Origin of the sequence: Pseudomonas salmasensis (assembly GCF_014268375.2) — a bacterium.
Classification (GTDB): Bacteria; Pseudomonadota; Gammaproteobacteria; order Pseudomonadales; family Pseudomonadaceae; genus Aquipseudomonas; species Aquipseudomonas salmasensis.
On sequence record NZ_CP077083.1, the window covers coordinates 2530703 to 2548581 of the forward strand.

General features: G+C 62.0%; 12 protein-coding genes. 2 read left to right on the forward strand and 10 right to left on the reverse strand.

The window, feature by feature from the left end; all coding sequences use genetic code 11:
* Nucleotides 1-138: 138 nt before the first annotated feature.
* Nucleotides 139-1011 (reverse strand): tryptophan 2,3-dioxygenase, encoded by an 873-nt coding sequence (gene kynA, locus HU731_RS11180; RefSeq protein WP_186608715.1) that lies wholly within the window; start codon nt 1009-1011, stop codon nt 139-141.
* The gene (kynB, locus tag HU731_RS11185; RefSeq protein ID WP_032895314.1) at nt 1008-1658 is read right to left on the reverse strand and encodes an arylformamidase; all 651 of its coding nucleotides are present in this window, start codon (nt 1656-1658) and stop codon (nt 1008-1010) included. Before kynB ends, kynA begins: the two co-directional genes overlap by 4 nt.
* 347 nt (nt 1659-2005) lie before the next feature.
* Between kynB and HU731_RS11190 the strand changes: the two genes are divergently transcribed.
* Nucleotides 2006-2350: a cupin domain-containing protein gene (locus tag HU731_RS11190; protein WP_003230905.1), complete on the forward strand. Its 345-nt coding sequence runs from the start codon at nt 2006-2008 to the stop codon at nt 2348-2350.
* Between the two features lie 109 nt (nt 2351-2459).
* Here HU731_RS11190 and mmsB read toward each other — a convergent pair whose 3' ends face one another.
* Together mmsB and HU731_RS11200 are read right to left on the reverse strand one after the other, a co-directional pair.
* Nucleotides 2460-3344 (reverse strand): 3-hydroxyisobutyrate dehydrogenase, encoded by an 885-nt coding sequence (gene mmsB / locus HU731_RS11195; RefSeq protein WP_056788661.1) that lies wholly within the window; start codon nt 3342-3344, stop codon nt 2460-2462.
* A gap of 15 nt (nt 3345-3359) precedes the next feature.
* Nucleotides 3360-4877: a CoA-acylating methylmalonate-semialdehyde dehydrogenase gene (locus HU731_RS11200; protein WP_186608714.1), complete on the reverse strand. Its 1518-nt coding sequence runs from the start codon at nt 4875-4877 to the stop codon at nt 3360-3362.
* 131 nt (nt 4878-5008) lie between these two features.
* Between HU731_RS11200 and HU731_RS11205 the strand changes: the two genes are divergently transcribed.
* Entirely contained in the window at nt 5009-5956 is a 948-nt protein-coding gene (locus HU731_RS11205; RefSeq protein WP_186608713.1) for a LysR family transcriptional regulator, read from the forward strand.
* Between the two features lie 127 nt (nt 5957-6083).
* Here the strand turns inward: HU731_RS11205 and yfiB are convergent, their stop codons facing one another.
* From yfiB to recC, 6 genes are all read right to left on the reverse strand, one after another.
* Complete coding sequence (yfiB, locus tag HU731_RS11210; RefSeq protein ID WP_186608712.1) at nt 6084-6572, reverse strand: outer membrane lipoprotein YfiB; 489 nt, start codon at nt 6570-6572, stop codon at nt 6084-6086.
* A gap of 5 nt (nt 6573-6577) precedes the next feature.
* Entirely contained in the window at nt 6578-7840 is a 1263-nt protein-coding gene (gene dgcN / locus HU731_RS11215; RefSeq protein ID WP_186608711.1) for a diguanylate cyclase DgcN/YfiN, read from the reverse strand.
* Entirely contained in the window at nt 7837-8403 is a 567-nt protein-coding gene (gene yfiR, locus HU731_RS11220; protein ID WP_186608710.1) for a regulatory sequestration protein YfiR, read from the reverse strand. The genes dgcN and yfiR overlap by 4 nt, the downstream gene beginning before the upstream one ends.
* Nucleotides 8404-8544: 141 nt before the next feature.
* Nucleotides 8545-10614 carry an exodeoxyribonuclease V subunit alpha gene (gene recD, locus HU731_RS11225; protein ID WP_186608709.1) on the reverse strand — a complete coding sequence of 690 codons (2070 nt, stop codon included), beginning with the start codon at nt 10612-10614 and terminating at the stop codon, nt 8545-8547.
* A complete protein-coding gene (gene recB, locus HU731_RS11230) occupies nt 10611-14282 on the reverse strand; it encodes an exodeoxyribonuclease V subunit beta (protein WP_186608708.1) in 3672 nt (1223 codons plus the stop codon). Before recB ends, recD begins: the two co-directional genes overlap by 4 nt.
* A complete protein-coding gene (recC, locus tag HU731_RS11235; RefSeq protein ID WP_186608707.1) occupies nt 14279-17731 on the reverse strand; it encodes an exodeoxyribonuclease V subunit gamma in 3453 nt (1150 codons plus the stop codon). Before recC ends, recB begins: the two co-directional genes overlap by 4 nt.
* Nucleotides 17732-17879 lie beyond the last annotated feature (148 nt).

The window sequence follows — 17879 nt, forward strand, 5'->3', positions numbered from 1 at the left end:
GGGAGCGGGCTTGCCCGCGATTGCGCGCGTATCAGCCAATGGATGAGCCGACTGATACACCGCAATCGCAGGCAAGCCAGCTCCCACAATTGACTGTGTTTCACATAGAAAAAGCCCCGGTAATCCGGGGCTTTTTGTTTAGAGCGTGGAACGTACGCGCCACAGTTCGGGGAACAACACCGTGTCGAGCATCTTGCGCAGGTACCCCACACCTTCAGTCCCACCAGTCCCCGGCTGGAAGCCGATGATGCGCTCCACCGTGGTGACATGCCGGAAGCGCCACTGGCGGAACGAATCTTCCAGGTCGATAAGCTTCTCGGCCAACTGATACAAATCCCAGTAACAGCTCGGGTCGCGATACACCTCGCGCCAGGCCGCTTCCACCGATTCATCGTGCACCGTGGCTGCGGTCGGGTCGCGTTCGGCGCGCTTGGGGTCAATCGCAAGCCCTGCCTTGATCATCAGGTTCACGGCCTCGTCATACAGCGACGGCGTGGCAATCGCCACCTGCAATTGCTGCAGCAACTCCGGGCGATGGGCATGGGGGCGCAGCAGCGCCGGGCTTTTGTTGCCGAGGATGAATTCGATCTCACGGTACTGGAACGACTGGAACCCCGACGACTGCCCCAGGAACGGGCGAATCGCCTTGTACTCCGACGGTGTCATGGTCGCCAGCACCGCCCAGGCGTGCACCAGTTGATCAAAGATCCGCGACACCCGCGCCAGCATCTTGAATGCCGGTGGCAGCTCACCCAGGCGCACGTGTTCGCGGGCGGCCTTGAGTTCGTGGAGCATCAGCTTCATCCACAGCTCCGAGGTCTGGTGCTGGATGATGAAGAGCATTTCGTTGTGGTCCGGCGACAGCGGATGCTGGGCGCTGAGGACTTTGCCCAGGTCCAGGTAGTCGCCATAGCTCATGGACTCGGAGAAATTCAGTTCGGCGTTATGCCATTCTTCCGGGGCTTGGTTATCAGCAGGCTTATAGTCTGGTGAGAAAGGACATTGGCTCATCGCGTGGGCTCCTTGAGCGGACGGAGAATGGCGCGCACAGGGCTGGCGTCCAGGTTGGCGAAGCGCAGCGGCAGTGCGATCAATTCATAGTCGCCCTCCGGTACGTCATCGAGCACGATCCCTTCCAGAATCGCCATGCCATGGCGAGCCACGGCGTTGTGGGAATCCATGGTCTTGGACTGTTGTGGGTCCAGGGACGGCGTATCGATTCCGATCAGGCGCACCCCCAGGCTGGCCAGCAGCTCAATGGTCTGTGGGGCGATGGCGGTGAAGTTCGAGTCCCATTCGGTGAGCGGCGCTTGTGGATAAGTGCGCAGCAGCACGCGCTCGGGTAAGTTATCTACACGGCCTTGCAACTGATGGGGCTCGACCAACGCGCCACTGCCCAGGCAATGCAACACCCGGCAAGGGCCCATGTACACGTCCAGCGACACTTCGCCAATCGGCGCACCGTCTGCGCTGTAATGCAGCGGCGCATCCACATGGGCGCCGGTGTGCGGCGACAGGGTCACGCGCCCCACATTCACCGGGCACTCCGGGCCGAACTGCCACACGCGCTCTTCCTGAAACGGCGTATCGCCCGGCCAGGTCGGGGTGGCTGTGCTCAAGGGCGGGCTGATATCCCACCACGTTTTTATTGGGTTCATTGCAAGGCTCTCACTGGGTACTGAGGTGAATGATACGAGGGCCAGCTCTGAATTTTCTTGCGAATTCTGGCGCGACACGGGAAATCTTTCGCAGTTACTGCGAGGAAACTTCGGTTTGATGCACAGATCTGTCGCTCAGTTACGCCACGACCTCCTGTGGGAGCCTGGCTTGCCAGCGATAGCGGTATGTCAGGCAATGGAGATGCTCGCTGTGCCACCGTCATCGCGGGCAAGCCCGGCTCCCACAGGGGACTGCGCTTCTGGACATCCCAATGTCGAGTTCAGACCATCTGCGCAACGCCCAAGGCCTTAGGGTGCATCTTTCCCTTCCCTGCCTCGGAGTCATCATGTCCAAGCCCATCACCGTACTGCGCGACACCCACCCACTGCCGGTCCTGGATGCCTGCAAATGGGAAAAGCTCGAAGGCGACCCGCACACCGTCAACCTCAACGCCTACACCAGCGAAGACGGCAGTAAGATCATGGGCACCTGGATCTGCACACCGGGCAAGTGGTACGTGGAATACGTGAAGTGGGAATACTGCCATTTCCAGGAAGGCTACTGCGTGATCACGCCTGAAGGCATGGAGCCGATCCACCTGCGGGCTGGGGATATCTTTGTGGTGGAACCGGGGATGAAAGGAACGTGGGAAGTGGTCGAGACGGTGCGTAAGTATTTTGTGTTTGCCTGACACATCCCCGTCCCTGTAGGAGCGAGCTTGCTCGCGAAGATCGTCAACGAAAACGCGCTCATCCAGGATGAACGCGTTGCTCTCACCTTTTTCGCGAGCAAGCTCGCTCCTAAAGCTTGCGATAGCTGTTGATGATCGCCGAGAAGTCTTTACCGCCCTCCCCGCGCTGGCTCATGGATTGGTACAACTGCTGGGCCACCGCACCGAGGATCACCGGCTGGTGTGCCTGGCGCGCAGCCTCAGTCGCAAGGCCCAGGTCCTTGAGCATCAGGTCGGCACCAAAACCACCGGTATAGCCACGCGATGATGGCGCGGTCTCGATCACGCCTGGCCAAGGATTGTAGGTATCGGAACTCCAGCAGCGCCCCGTGGAGCTGTTGATGATGCCGGCCAGCACTTGTGTATCAATGCCAAGTGCATCACCCAGGGCCATGGCTTCACTGACGCCGACCATGCTGATACCCAGCAGCAGGTTGTTGCAGATCTTGGCGATTTGCCCAGTGCCGACATCACCACAGTGCACGATGTTGCGGCCCATCTGCGCCAGCACCGGTTGCAGGGTGGCGAACAATTCCGGGTTGGCGCCGACCATGAAGGTCAGCGTCCCGGCTTGCGCACCGCCGGTGCCACCAGAGACCGGCGCATCGGCCACCGCTACGCCTTGTTTGGCTGCTGCGGCCGCTACATCACGGATGGTTTGCGGGTCGATGGTGCTGCAGTCCACCGCCGGCACGCCTTTGCCGATGCCGGCGAGCACGCCGTCTTCATTGAGCCACACGCTGCGTACATGGGCGGCGGCCGGCAGCATGGTAATCACCAGTTCGGCGCCTTGGGCGGCGTCACGCGGTGAGCTGCTGATGGTGCCGCCCAGTTCGGCGAGTTCCTTGAGTACGGCCTGGTTCAGGTCGAACAGGTTCAGCGCGTGGCCAGCCTTGATCAGGTTGCGGGCCATGGGCGCGCCCATGTTGCCCAGGCCGATAAATGCAATCTTCATGGTCGTCTCCCAGGTTCAGCGCAGGTTGATGGTGGTGTTGACGCCATCGTTGACCGTGTTGTCGTCGAACCAGCGGCTGGTGACGGTCTTGGTCTGGGTGTAGAACTGCACCACTTGCTTGCCGTACGGGCCGAGGTCGCCGAGCTTGGAACCGCGCGAGCCAGTGAAGCTGAAGAATGGCACTGGCACCGGAATCGGGATGTTGATGCCGACCTGGCCCACATCGATTTCGCTCTGGAATTTACGCGCCGCCGCACCGCTCTGGGTGAACAGGCCCGTACCGTTGCCGAAGGGATTGGCGTTGACCAGAGCAATGGCTTCATCGAGGGTATCGACTTCCAGCACCACCAGTACCGGGCCGAAGATTTCTTCGGTGTAGATACGCATGTCGGTGGTCACGCCCGAGAACAGGGTGGGGCCGACAAAGTTGCCTTGCTCAAAGCCCGGCACCTTGATGTCGCGGCCGTCCAGCTCCAGCTTGGCGCCTTGTTTCACGCCGCTTTCGATCAGTTCCAGGATACGTGCCTTGGCACGCTTGGAGATCACCGGGCCGACATCCGTGCCCGCTTCGCTGCCGGCATTGACCTTGAGCTTTTGAGCCAGGGCCTTGAGGTCTGGCAGCCATTGCTTGGACGCGCCCACCAGCACCACCACCGAGGTGGCCATGCAACGTTGGCCCGCCGCGCCGAAACCGGCACCGACCAGGGCATTGAGGGTGTGTTCACGATTGGCATCCGGCAGCACCACTGCATGGTTCTTGGCGCCCATCATCGATTGCACACGCTTGCCGTGTTTGCCGGCCAGGTCGTAGACATGAGTGCCCACAGCCGTCGAACCGACGAAGGACACCGCCTTGATGTCTTTGTGAGTGCACAGTGCATCCACCACGTTCTTGCCGCCATGCACCACGTTGAGCACGCCGGCCGGTACACCGGCTTCCAGCGCCAGCTCCACCAGCAGCATGGTCGACAGCGGGTCTTGCTCGGAAGGTTTGAGGACGAAGGTGTTACCGCAGGCAATCGCCATCGGGAACATCCACAGCGGAATCATCGCCGGGAAGTTGAACGGGGTGATGCCGGCGCACACGCCGATAGGCTGGCGCAGGGTGTAGGTATCCACGCCGCCGGCCACGTTCTCGGCGAACTCGCCCATTTGCAGAGTGCCGATGGAACAGGCGTGCTCCACCACTTCCAGGCCACGGAAAATATCGCCCTCGGCATCGGCAATGGTCTTGCCCTGCTCGGCGCTGAGGACCACGGCAATGCGCTTGGAATGTTCGCGGATCAAGGCTTGCAGCTTGAGCATGATGCGCATGCGTGCGCCGATCGGCGTGAGTTTCCAGGTCTGGAACGCTTGATGGGCAGCGTCGATGGCCGCGTTGACTTCATCGGCCGTGGCAAACGGGACTTTGGCCAGCACTTGCTGGGTGGCGGGGTTGACGATGTCTTGCCACTCGGTGGTCTTGGACTCGACCCACTCGCCGTTGATCAGCAACTTGACCTGTTGCACGGAAATATCGGCAGATGCGTTCATGTGGTCTCCAACTCTTATATTTATACAGAGACAAGGCGCGTGAATCGCCTTGAAGAATGAGGCGTTCGGACTGTTTTTGGAGTATAGATGTGCAAATCTCTAATAAGAACGCACATAAAAGCCGGTCCAATATGCAAAAAAACATCACCTCCCTGGGCGCCCTGAACTGGGATGACCTGAAGTTTTTCCTCGAAGTGGCCCGCACCCGCAAGGCCAGCGTCGCCGCCAAGCGCCTGGCGGTGGACTACACCACCGTGTCGCGGCGCATCAGCTCTCTGGAAGTGTCCCTCGGTACGCTGCTGTTCGAAAAATCCCGGACCAACGGCTTCGTGCTCACCAGCGAAGGCCAGCGTTTGCTGGGTTACGCCGAATCCATCGAAAGCACGCTGCACATGGCCTGCGAACAGGTGTCCGGGTCCGGCGTGGCACTTTCCGGACATGTGCGCATGGGTTGCACCGAAGGCTTCGGCAGCTTCTTCGTCACCCCGCAACTGAGCCATTTCGTCGACACTTATCCTGCGATCTCGGTGGATATCCTGCCCCTGCCCCACTTCATCAGCCTGTCCAAGCGCGAAGCCGACATCGTCATCGCCCTGGAACGCCCGGAACACGGGCCGTATGTGTGCTGCAAACTGTGCGACTACACATTGCAGCTCTACGCCACCCAGGACTACCTCGACCAACACCCGCCGATCGGCAAACCTGCGGATTTGGCCGAGCATCCGTTTATCAGCTATGTGGATGATCTGGCCTTCAGCTCGGAGTTGCTGTACTTGGCCAATGTGGTGCCCGGCGCCAGCGCCAGCCTGCGCAGTACCAGCGTGATCGCGCAGTACGTGGCGGCCCAGCAAGGCCGGTCGATGGCGATATTGCCGTGTTTTCTGGCCGCGCAGGACCCGCGCTTGTTACCGGTGTTGGGGGAGCAGATTACGATTACGCGGCAGTTCTGGATGTATTGCCGGGAGGATTTGCGGAAGTTGAAGCGGATTACTCTGTTGTGGGATTACATCAGGGAGGTGACGGAGCAGAACCAGGGGTTGTTGATGGGGAAGACGCGGGAGATGCGATTTGCGGACTAAATGTGGGAGCTGGCTTGCCTGCGATAGCGGTGTATCAGCAGAAGCTATATCTACAGATCAACCGCCATCGCAGGCAAGCCAGCTCCCACATTTTGAATGGGTTTCAGCTTGGGGAAAGTGAAACCACTTAGTCTGCGATCACAACGATGGAGACCCGGCGGTTCTCGGTGCGGCCTGCTGGGGTCGTGTTCGACGCCACCGGCTCGCTGCTGCCCAGGCCGCGCAGTTGGATGTTTTCTTCTTTCATGCCCACGCGGGTGAGCACCTTGCCCACGCTTTTGGCGCGGCGCAGGGACAGGGCCACGTTGTAGGGTTCTTTGCCCGAGGCGTCGGTGTGGCCGTCAACGCGCACGCGCTCGATGCCCGCGCCAACCAGGGCGCTACCGATGCGTTCGACGATGTCGGTGCTGGGTTTGTTGAGGGTTTCGACGTCGCTGCCAAACAGCACTTTGCCGGAAAGGCCGAAGGCCCAGCCTTCATCGGTCAGCTCGAAGCCTTGTTGCTTGAGCACGGCGACTTGCGCCGGGGTCAGGCCTTTGGGTGGAGTCTGGCAGCCAGTGAGGGCCAGGAAGGCCACGAGTAAAGAAATAAATAAAACGCGTGTGTTAGCGAACAAGGGAATCAACTCCTGTGTTGAACGTTGGCGACGGGGTGCTCCGACTCCGCCGTTTGCTGGCCACCCGAAGACAGTCGTTTGGCCTGGTACATCGCCGCGTCCGCGGCGTTGAGCAAGGTGCCGGGCGTGGCGCCATGCTCGGGATAAATCGCAATGCCGATGCTGAGGGAGGTCAACACTTGGCTGTCGCCTGGCAGTAGGATCGGCGCGTCCATGCTGGCAATAATTTTGTCGGCGATGCGCTGGGCGTCTTCGGCCTTGTGCAGGGGCGCCAGCAATACCGCGAATTCATCACCGCCCAGGCGCGCCACCAGGTCGTCTTCGCGCAGTTGCGCCCGCACGCGGTCGGCAACGGCCACCAGCACGGCGTCGCCGGCGGCATGCCCGAAGCGGTCATTGATGTCTTTGAAACGGTCACTGTCGAGGAACAGCACCGCCACCTGCTCGTTGACCTTGGCCGCGCTGCGCAAGGCGCGAATCAGCCGGCCTTCGAAGAACGCACGGTTGGGCAGGCCGGTGAGGCTGTCGTGGCTGGCCTGGTGGGCCAGGGTTTCGTTTTCGCTTTGCAAGTGGCTCTGCCAGGCCTCCATCTCGCCGAGCAGAGCGTTGAAGTCGCTGCCCAGGCTGTCGAGTTCGGCGATCTCTGCCGGGGGCACACGGCGGTCAAAGTCGCGTTCACTGCGGGCGGCATGGGCCACGGCGGCAAGGCTTTGCAGCGGGCCGGTGATCCCGTCCAGCAGTCGGCGCGACAAGTGCAAGGCCACCCAGGCACTCAGGGCGGTGCAAACCAGAATCCCCGCCAAGCCGCTGAGCAAGAAGCGCAGCAAGCTGCCGCCATGACCGGTCAGGTGGATGCTGCCGACCGTTTGCCCTTGATGGAGAATCGGTTGGTTGATGGGCTGCTCGAGCAAGCCATGCGCCAGCTGAAGCTCAACCTGCGACAACATGCCGGTGTTCGGCCGCACCCATTGCGCCAGCAGTTTGCCCTCGTCGTCGAAGACTTCGGCCTGGGCAACCTCTTCGGTGGAGGCGATCAGGCTCAGGGCTTCAGTGGCTGCCGAACTGTCGTTGAACACCACGGCCGCTTCGACGGTGTAGTTGATGGAGCGTGCGATCAAATGCAAGTTGTGCTCGGCGTACACGCGTAACGCCAGCACGCCAAGCAAAGTCAGGGAGACGCTGGCCAGGGTCACCGCCACCAGCGCCAGGATCATGTGCCCCCGGCCAATGACCGAGCGCAGAGTCGGCCGCCCTTTAGCGAACCTCATGGCGCAGGCGCTCTACGGCGGGACAATTGCAGCACGCTGGGGTGAATGCGCACGCCGCTGCGGGCAACGGAGTCCAGGTTGACTTCGAACGACACTTGCTCGTCGCTCACCCGCAGGCAAAACAGGCTGCCCACGGTGCATTGATCACCGCCTTCGCTGATGCTGAGCACCGGGTGGCCAATCAACGACGTGAACAGCCGGTTGCGTTCATCCATGCTCAGCTTGCCAATGTAGACCGCGTCGCAGGCATTGACGATATCGGGATGGTCAGCCAGCAAACGGCGCACCGACACCGGACGGCCAGTGGCCTGTGTGGTGCCCTTGATCAGGTCGTCGGTGTACTGGGTGGGCCCGACGATGCACAAGCGCAACGTCTGCGGCTCAACCGGCCAACGGGCGTAGCTGAGGATACCGAGCACCACTTGGGTGACCGCCTGGGCACGGTGCTCGGCCAGGCTGGGCGTCTGCGCAAATACGCACGGCGCAAGCAGGCACAGCACCGTCACCAGTAACAGGCGTCTCCAACTCATACTGCGCACTTTGGGCGAGACAGCCACGTTCATGCAGCGATACTCTCAAGGGTTTTCAGGGTGATGCCGCAACGATAGCACAGCGGCGGACATCCCCACGAAGCACAGCATTCGAGGGGTTCGCTATTTTTTCAGAAAAATCAGACGTCTGAATAAGAAATATCGCCTGACCTATCAGTCATTTTTTTCAGACGGATGGTCCAACTCCAACATCAACCCACTCAGACGCTTGACCTTGCGCCGCACCGCTTCCTCAAACACGCCGCCGCGCGGCTCGATCAGGCTGAACCAGCGCTTGGCGCGGGTGATGCCGGTATAGATCAGCTCTTTGGTCAGCACCGGGTTGAGGGCATCCGGCAGGATCAGCGCGGTGTGAGTGAACTCCGAGCCCTGGGATTTGTGCACGGTCATGGCGTACACGGTTTCCACATCATTCAAGCGGCTGGGCAATACAAAGCGCACGCCGCCCTGGCCATCGTTACGTGGAAAAGCCACCCGCAGCACGTGGGGGCCGCCGTCGCTTTCGGGCAATTTCAGCGCGATGCCGATGTCGCCGTTCATCAGGCCCAGGCCGTAGTCGTTGCGGGTCATCAGCACCGGGCGGCCTTCGTACCACTGCTCGTCACCTTCGATCAGGCGTACCTTGCGCAACGCGGCAGTGATTCGCAGGTTGAGCCCTTCGACGCCCCAGGGGCCTTTGCGCACCGCGCACAGCAGCTGAAACGCGTCGAAGGCGTGCAGCAATTGTTGCGCCCAAGCGGTCCAGGCTGGGTCGTCACGCGGTGTGTCGGCAGAAGGACGCGCCGATTGCAGCAGGTTCAGGTAGTAGCGGTAACCCTGGGCGCCATCGCCCTGCCCGTCCAATACCAGGCGCTCAAGGGCGTGGTCATGTTCGCCCTTGAGGCTGACGCAGAACAGGTCGTCGTGGCGGCCTGCGGCTAGCAGCTGGCGGGCCTCTTCGGCGTTTTGCTGGTTGACCCAACGCGCCAGTTGACCAATGCCGCTGCCCTCACCGAAGCGGCGCGAATAGCGCAGCATCACTACTTGCTGGGCCAGGGGATGGCTGCCATCGAGGTCTTCTTGCAGGCCGCTGGTGCTCAGGTCTTCACCGCTGACGGCTTGCAGCCAGTGGCGAGTCTGCGGGCTGTACCAGCCGGCTTCGGCATCGCGGCACAAATCGCCAAGTACGGCCCCCGCTTCTACCGAGGCCAGTTGGTCTTTGTCGCCCAGCAATACCAAGCGTGCATGGGGCGGCAAGGCGTCGAGCAGGTTGGCCATCATTTCCAGGTCGATCATCGAGGCTTCATCCACCACCAGCACATCCAAGGGCAAGGGGTTACCCAGGTGATGACGGAAGTGCCGGGTGCCCGGGCGGCTGCCCAATAAGCGGTGGACCGTGGTGACCTGGGTCGGGATTTTTTCCCGCACGCTGTCGGGCACTGTCAGTGACAGCACTTGCTGGCTGATGGATTCGGTCAGGCGGGCAGCAGCTTTACCGGTGGGCGCGGCCAGGCGGATGCGCAACGGGCTGCCGGATTCCACGGCGGGCGCCTGCAACAGCGCGAGCAGGCGCACCACGGTGGTGGTCTTGCCGGTACCGGGGCCGCCGGTGACGATACTGAAGGCGCCGCGGGTCGCCAGGGCGCAGGCGAGCTTTTGCCAGTCAATCACCCCATCGGGCGCCGGTTGGTCGAACAGGCGATTGAGCCGTTGCGGCAGATCGGCGGCGGCGTCTTCCACGCTGGCAAGGCGCAGGCGCAGGGCGCGGTCGATACGCCGCTCGTAGGCCCAGTAACGGCGCAGGTACAGGCGCTTGCCGGACAACACCAACGGACGGCTGCGGGCCTCCTCGCTGCCATCGACGGACAGCGCGACCATCGGGCTTGAAGCCAGAGCATGGCACCAATGGCCGCCATCCAGGCCGTGCAGCAACTGCGAGGGTAGCAGCATGGCGCCGGTGTGCAGGTCGCCTTCGGGTGGCAGTGACAGGGCGAAATCCGGCGCCTTGAGGGTTTCGAACACATCCAGGCAGACGTGGCCATGGCCCAATTGATGGCTGGTCAAGGCCGCCGCCAGCAACACCAGCGGATCGGCGTTTGGGTCCAGCTCGTACAGGAAGCCGACGAAGGCTTTGTCCAAGGCCCGCAGCCAACCCCGCTCGACCCAACGTGCAAGCAACTGCAGCAGGTCGGCGGCGCGATCAAGCGGCAAAAGCGCCTCCAGCGGTAACGGCGACAGGCTCATAACAGCACTCCTTGTTCCCAGGCAGACTCAACCTTGGGTGGGATGGGCTTGCCCTGGAACAACAGGTCCAGGTTTTCGATCAACTCACGGGGCGGGCGGGTGAAATACGCGCCCTGGCTCACTGACTGGCTACCGCGCAGGAACAGGTACAGGGCACCGCCGACGTGCTGGTCATAATCGTAATGCGGCAGGCGCGCCTTGAGTTGGCGGTGCAGGGCCAGCAGGTAAAGTACGTATTGCAGGTCGTACCGATGCTCGAGAATCGAGTGTTCCATGGCGTCCTGGGTGTAGGCCGAGTCGTCAGGGCCAAGCCAATTGGATTTGTAGTCGGCCACGTAATAACGGCCATCGTGCTCGAACGTCAGGTCGATAAAGCCCTTGAACATGCCGTTGAGCAGCACCGGTTCGGCGGCCACACGGGACACGCCGCCATGGGTGTGCTGGCACACCAGCTTGTCGAGGGCGAGTACGTCGACGGTGTGACTGGCAAACCAGAATTCCATCTCGATCTGGTACTGCTGCAGGCCGCTGAGGGTGAAGCGCTCGTTGTGCAGCGGCAGTGGCGTTTGCAGCAGGTGCTCCAGCCAGCCGCTGAGGGTGACGATCCAGCCTTCCCAGTTGCGGCGGTTACAGCGTGCGCCCACGGCTTTTTCGATCGCCTCCGGGGTCACGTTGAAACCTTCTTCACCGGCCCATTCCAACAAGCCGTGAAGGAAGGTGCCTGGGTTGGGACCGCGTGGGAAACGGTGAATATCCCCGCCGGACGCGACCGTTTCCCGAGGGGCATCGGGGTCGAGGCGTTCGTCATCGAACAGCTTCTGGGCCTGTGGGCTTTCGGGCGCTTCGAGGTTGGCGGCGCTCATGCTGTCGCCAATGCGCAAGGCGCTGTAGGAGGCAATCCACCAGTTTTCTGCGGCCTTGCGTGCAGGCAGCAACGGCGCGAGCAGGGTCGCTTGGTTGCGCGGCGGGTGGAACAGGATGTCTTGGGCGTCGGGCACAAGGTCATAACGGATGGCCTCGCAGCCTTGCTGCACGTCCAACAACCAGCGCGCCAGACCCGCTGATTCGCCCAACGACGCGCCGGCTCCCAGCAGATAGCCCAGCGCTGAGAGGTGCAAAACCGAGCTGCTGTTATTGCCGCGCTTGAGGTCGGCGATGCCCAGCCAGCAAGCGTGTTTGGCGCGGGTCAAGGCCACGTAGAACAAACGCAGGTCTTCCGCCAGACGCTCGTCATCGGCCTGGGCGATCAGCTCGGCGGTGGGTCGCAGGCTGACGTGGGACTTGCCGTGTTCATCGTGGTAATGCAGCGGCAAGCGACTGCCATCCACGGGCTTGGCCGAACAGATGAACGGCAAGAACACCAAGTCGTATTCCAGGCCCTTGGATTTGTGGATGGTCACCACTTTGACCAGTTGCTCGTCGCTTTCCAGGCGCAGGATCTGTTCTTCACCGGCCTGCGCCGACAGCGCCAAATGCTCGGCCAAATGACGGATCAACGCCTGCTCGCCATCCAGTTCCGAGGCGGCCTGTTGCAACAATTCACTGAGGTGCAACAGGTTGGTCAGCACCCGCTCGCCATCACTGCGGGCGATAAGGGTTTGCGGCAACTTGAAGTCGTGGAGCAGGCGCCGCAGCATCGGCAACACGCCTTGGGTACGCCAGATGGCACGGTAGCCACGGAACTGCATTACCCGCGATTCCCACGCCAGTTCGTCTTGGTTCAGACGTTCCAGCTCCGCCAGGGACAGGTTCAGGGTGACGCAGGCCAGAGCCGCCCGTAACGGCCGTTCGACGTCCGGCTCGGCGCACGCCTTGAGCCAGGCCAGCAGGTCATGGGCTTCCTGGGCGGCAAATACCGAGTCTTTATCCGACAGGTACACACTGCGCACACCACGGCTGGCCAGTTCGGCACGTACGGCTTGGGCTTCCTTGCCGTCGCGCACAAGGATGGCGATATCTGAGGGCAACACGCCCTTCAAGCGCCCCGCTTTCACAAAACCAGCGCTGCCTTGCTGACCACCATTGAGCAACGCAACGATCTGCGTGGCGCAGGCAGCGGCCAGGTGTTGACGATAAACCGCGTTGGAAATCGGCTGCTCGGTGGGCAAGTGCCAAAGGTTCATGGCCGCCAGCGTGTGGCCGTCGACCTGCAACTGCTCGCTACGGCCTTGGGACAGTACCGAATGGAACGGCACCGGGTTATTGCCGTTGGGCTGGCGAAACAGGAACGCACCACGGCCGGTTTCCGCACGCTGGAACACATGGTTCACCGCCTCGACCATCGCATGGCTGGAGCGGAAGTTGGTGCCCAGGGTGTGATGGCGGCCGGTGGTGGCCTGCCGGGCACGCAGGTAGGTGTAGATATCGGCGCCGCGAAAGGCGTAGATCGCCTGCTTGGGGTCGCCGATCAGGAACAGGCCGCTGTCGAGATGGTTTTCTTCGATGCGGTAGATGCTGTCGAATATGCTGTATTGCACCGGGTCGGTGTCTTGGAATTCATCGATCAGGGCCACCGGGAATTGCTCGCGGATCACACTGGCCAGGCGCTCGCCACCGTCTGCCTGGAGGGCGGCGTTGAGGCGGATCAGCATGTCGTCAAACCCCATCTCGGCGCGGCGACGTTTCTCTTCTTCGAAGCGTTTGCCGACCCAGCCGGCAGCGTGTTGCAGCACCGCCGCGTCGGGCGTTGGCAAGGCGTCGAGGCTGGCTTTGAGGCCGGCCATCGCTTCGATGCCAGGGTGCTGCGGCGGCTCGCCTTTCCAGGCTTCGGCCATGCCATCGGGCGTCAGGCGGGTGAAGCCGGTGCCGATGTCCAGTTGTTCCAGGGTTTCGTCAGCGGCCCAGGCGCTGATCTTTTCGAACCAGGGCTCGAAGTAACGCGCTTGCATCTTGCGCCCATCGACCGCTTTGGCGGCGACGGCTTGCAGGCAGATATCCCGCAACTCGGCGGCCCATTGTTGCCAAGGTGCCTTGAGGGTAACAAGCGCGGCGCGGCGCTCTTGCAGGCAGGCGCTGATCAGTTCGGCTGGCTCGCGGGTTTCGTCGGTGGGCCGCTCGCTGCCGAACAACGCACGCACCCGTGGCATCAGCGCCGCGGGGCCACCCCAATTATTGCGCACCCAGTTGAGCGCATCGTCGTGCATTGGGTAGCAGAACAAGCGCCAGTAGTCGCGCAGCACTTCGCCCAGCAGGTCGCTATGGTCGGTTTCCAGGGTTTGTGTGAACAGGCTGCCGCTGTCGAACGCGTGTTCACGCAGCATGCGCTGGCACCAACTGTGGATCGTCGAGACCGCCGCTTCATCCATCCATTGCGCGGCGATGTCCAGGCGATTAGCACAGGCGGGCCATTGCTGCGGATCATAGTGCTCGCGCAGGTCTGCGATCAGCGCATCGGGCTGTTCGATTTCGTCACGGAAGAAGCGCGCGGCTTCGGCCAGGCGGATGCGGATGCGTTCACGTAGCTCCTTGGTGGCGGCGTCGGTGAACGTCACCACGAGGATTTGCGGTGGCAGCAGCTCGCGGCCGAAACCGGATTCATCGCCGCCATGGCCGAGCACTAGGCGCAGGTATAAGGCGGAGATGGTGAAGGTCTTGCCGGTGCCAGCACTGGCTTCAATCAACTGGCTGCCTTTGAGCGGGAACGCCAGTGCCAAGGGTTTGCCGATCATGCGTTGGCCTCCGTGCTGGAAAGCGATCGCCAGGGGGCGTTGATCAGCGGGCGATACAGGGTTTCGCACCAGCCTTCGAATTCTTCGCTGGCGACCAACGCCGCGTAGTCGGGAAATTGCCGCGTGAGGGCTGGCGTTTCGCGGCGTTCGCCGTCAGTGGTGATGCCATCGCCTTCATAGGCTTTGCTCGCAGCCGCTTGGGCCTTGGCGGGGTCAGTCTGGCCGAGCCAGGCGAACGCGGTTTTCACTGCGACCGGGAGCGGCGCGCTCATGCCCGTGTGCCAGGCCAACAGCAGGTTACCGAGGATTTCCTCGGCGCTGGCCTTGTCCAGCGGGGCCAACAGTAAGGTGTCGTCACTGGCTACCAGACCGGTGCTCAAGGGCAGGCCACAGGCGCAGGCCACCACGTGATTGACCCAGGGGCGGATGAGGCGGTGCCACTTGCGTGTCTTGATCGAGCCAATGCTATTGGGGATGGTGGTGACGCTTAACAGCCCGCCATCACTGCGTCGGTGCAGGCCGCTGATCCAACCTTCCAGCTGGATGCCCTGGTACGCAAAACTGATCGGTTCAGCGCCGGTATGCGGGGTGGGCCACAGCGCCAGAAGGTGTTGGTAGCGTTGCACCAGGTGCGGCAGCGGCTCGATCAGCTCGTTACGCAGGCATTCACCGAAACCGACCATCGGCAGCAGGCCGCTGCCTTGCAGGCGCAGGGCCTGGGCGTTGAGCGCCTGATCGAGCTGATCGGGGTGGGTGAGCGCCGCGTTCAACAGGCTGTCGCTGAGGTTGTAACGTTGCAACGCGTCCAGCACGAAGGGTTCTTCGTCAGCCAGGGGCACTTCGGCGGCTTCGAAGAATACTTTCAGGCGCTGGCTGAAGAAGTGCTTGACCGGATTGCGCAGGAAATCCTGTAACTGGCCGAGGCTCAGGGGCTCTTCCTGTTGGTGAGGGGCCAAGCCTTGCTCTTGGGTGATGACCGCCGGTGCCTGATGCAGCAATTGCCATTCGCGGGCATAGCTGAACAGCGGATCGCCTTCGTGGAAGTAGCGGGCGCTGAAGGGTTGCAGGGGGTGTTCCTGGGTCATTGCGTCGATCAGCGGCTGATCGTTGCTGGCGTGCTCCCAACCACTGGCAAGATGGTCGCGCAGTTGGCCGATCAGCACCGAGGCCGGGCGATCGCTGTTGTCACGTATGCTGCGGCCTACCCAACTGACATACAGCTGGTCACGGGCCGACAGCAGCGCTTCGAGCAATAAGTAGCGGTCGTCTTCGCGGCGAGAACGGTCGCCGGGGCGGTAATCGCTGCCCATCAGGTCAAAGTCCAGGGGGGGCTGGGCCCGCGGGTAGTCGCCGTCGTTCATGCCGAGCAGGCAAACCAGCTTGAACGGGATCGCACGCATAGGCATCAGCGTACAGAAATTGACCGCTCCCGCCAGGAAGCGCTGGGACAGGCGCCCCTGATCCAATCCGGCCAGCCATGCCTCACGTACTACCGTAAGGGGTAGCTCGTCTTGCAGCCCAACGGATTCGCAGGTTTCCAGCCAGGTCTCTCTCAGTTGTTCGAGCTGGCCCAGCAAGTAGTCATCGTGCTCGCTGCTGGGCAGGAAAAACAGCTGCATCAAGCGTTGCAGACGCTCGCCCCAGGCCTGTGGGGAGGCGGGTTCTGATAAAGCCTGATGGGCATCGTTCAAGGCATCGAGCAAGGCGACCAGCGGGCCGATCAAGGCCGCATCAAGGCCACCGATTTCGTCATACGGCTCGATACCATCGCAGGCCGAGCCAGTGCCGACGGCATAGCCCAGCAGCATACGGCGCAGGCCGAATCGCCAACTGTTTTGCTCCAGCTCCGTGGGCAGGCCTAAACCGGCGCGTTGCTCGGCGTTCAGGCCCCAGCGGATGCCGGCGCCTTCGATCCAGCGATGCAAGGTGGGCAGGTCACGCTCTTTTATGGCGAAGCGTTCGCGCAGGGCCGGGACGTCGAGCAGGTCGAGGATTTCGCTGACGGGGAAGCGGCTGTCGGGGAGTTTGAGCAGGTGCTCGACGGCGATCAACAGCGGGTCGCGACCTCGTTGGCCTTGGTCTGTGAGGGTGAAGGGGATGAAGCGTGGGTCATGGCGTTCGAGCTGGCCGAAGACCGCGCGAATATGCGGTGCGTAGCTGTCGACATCGGGCACCATGACGATGATATCCCGAGGGCGCAAGGTGGGGTCGGCGCTGAAGCGATGGAGCAATTGGTCGTGGAGGATTTCCACTTCGCGCTGGGCGCTGTGGGCGATATGGAAACGGATCGAAGTATCGCGTTGCAAGTCGACAGCGGGCCAGAGCTCACGGGTTTCATTCAACGGTCGCAGTTCGAGGATATCGTCCTGGAGTTGATTGAGGAGCGTGGTGGGTTCGTTGTCGCTGAACAGGTCGATACGACCGTCGCGAAATGCCGCGCGGTAGCTGTTGGGGTCATCGTAGCTGTCCAGCAGACTGATGTAATCACGGCCCTGCTTGCCCCAGGCAGCAAGCAGCGGATGGGCGTGCTGGTGCAAGGTTTGTGGGTCGATAGTGACGGGCATGCCCGTTTTGCGCGCCTGGCGTTTGTATTCGTTACGCAATAAGTCTTTGTCGGCGACGATGTCCGACCAATGATGGCGGCAGGGGTTATGCACGCAAAGCAGGACTTGGCTGAAACGGGCCAGGCCCGCCAAGGCTTCCAGGGCCTGGGCCGGCAGCGATGAGATGCCGAAGACAATCACCCGGGGAGGCAAGCCGGGAGGTGCTTGTTCAAGGCTGTTGATGCGCTCGATAAAGCGCTGATGAACGCCGGCCCGGCTTTCGGCCATGCCTGCTTCACCGACATCCAACAGCAGCGCGCGCCATAGCTCGGCTTGCCAGCAGTTGGCTGGGTTGAGCGGTTTGGACTCGCCTCGACCATTGCGCAGTTGGTGCCGGCCTGCGGCCCAATCTTCCAGCCAGTCAGCACGGTAGACCTGGTATTGGTCGAACAAGTCAGCCAGGCGCTCGGCGAGTTGGTAGCGTTTGCGCAGGTCGGTGTCTTGCGTCAGGAAGCGTTGCAGCGGCTCGAAGTGCGCTTGGCCGATCAGCTCGGGTAACAGGCGCATGAGGCGCCAGGTCAGCGGGGCTTTATCAAGCAGGGACTTGGGCGGGATCTCATCACGGCCCAAGACCATGCGATAAAGCTGCCACATAAAGCTGCCAGGCAGTTGCACGTCGATGGCTGCGGCAATGCCACAGCCGCCCATATCATCGGCTTGCGGGTCTTCGGCCAAAGCCAGCTTGAGCCACTGGGCAATGCCGTTGCTTTGTACCAGGGCGATTTCGTTTTCCAAAGGCGCCAGTGGGTAACGGCGCATCCAACTGACCACCAGGCTTCGCAGCTCGTCCAGGCGGTTGCCATGAACCACCATGAATCCAGGGCTGAGGGACGTCGCGTCCGGCATAACGGCTTCCTTGGGAAAAGCAAAATCGAGGGGTGGACTTTAGCACTGTGGTGCATGGGGCGGACACAAGGCTGACAGGTGTACGGGGACAAGGTGGACACTTTTCGAGCGCCCAAAACAAAACCCCAACTGCTTTCGCAATTGGGGT

Bases quoted from the DNA above. Each gene is read 5' to 3' on its own strand.
- kynA (WP_186608715.1), bottom strand. From the start codon at position 1,011: ATGAGCCAATGTCCTTTCTCACCAGACTATAAGCCTGCTGATAACCAA.
- kynB (WP_032895314.1), bottom strand. From the start codon at position 1,658: ATGAACCCAATAAAAACGTGGTGGGATATCAGCCCGCCCTTGAGCACA.
- HU731_RS11190 (WP_003230905.1), top strand. From the start codon at position 2,006: ATGTCCAAGCCCATCACCGTACTGCGCGACACCCACCCACTGCCGGTC.
- mmsB (WP_056788661.1), bottom strand. From the start codon at position 3,344: ATGAAGATTGCATTTATCGGCCTGGGCAACATGGGCGCGCCCATGGCC.
- HU731_RS11200 (WP_186608714.1), bottom strand. From the start codon at position 4,877: ATGAACGCATCTGCCGATATTTCCGTGCAACAGGTCAAGTTGCTGATC.
- HU731_RS11205 (WP_186608713.1), top strand. From the start codon at position 5,009: ATGCAAAAAAACATCACCTCCCTGGGCGCCCTGAACTGGGATGACCTG.
- dgcN (WP_186608711.1), bottom strand. From the start codon at position 7,840: ATGAGGTTCGCTAAAGGGCGGCCGACTCTGCGCTCGGTCATTGGCCGG.
- yfiR (WP_186608710.1), bottom strand. From the start codon at position 8,403: ATGAACGTGGCTGTCTCGCCCAAAGTGCGCAGTATGAGTTGGAGACGC.
- recD (WP_186608709.1), bottom strand. From the start codon at position 10,614: ATGAGCCTGTCGCCGTTACCGCTGGAGGCGCTTTTGCCGCTTGATCGC.
- recB (WP_186608708.1), bottom strand. From the start codon at position 14,282: ATGATCGGCAAACCCTTGGCACTGGCGTTCCCGCTCAAAGGCAGCCAG.
- recC (WP_186608707.1), bottom strand. From the start codon at position 17,731: ATGCCGGACGCGACGTCCCTCAGCCCTGGATTCATGGTGGTTCATGGC.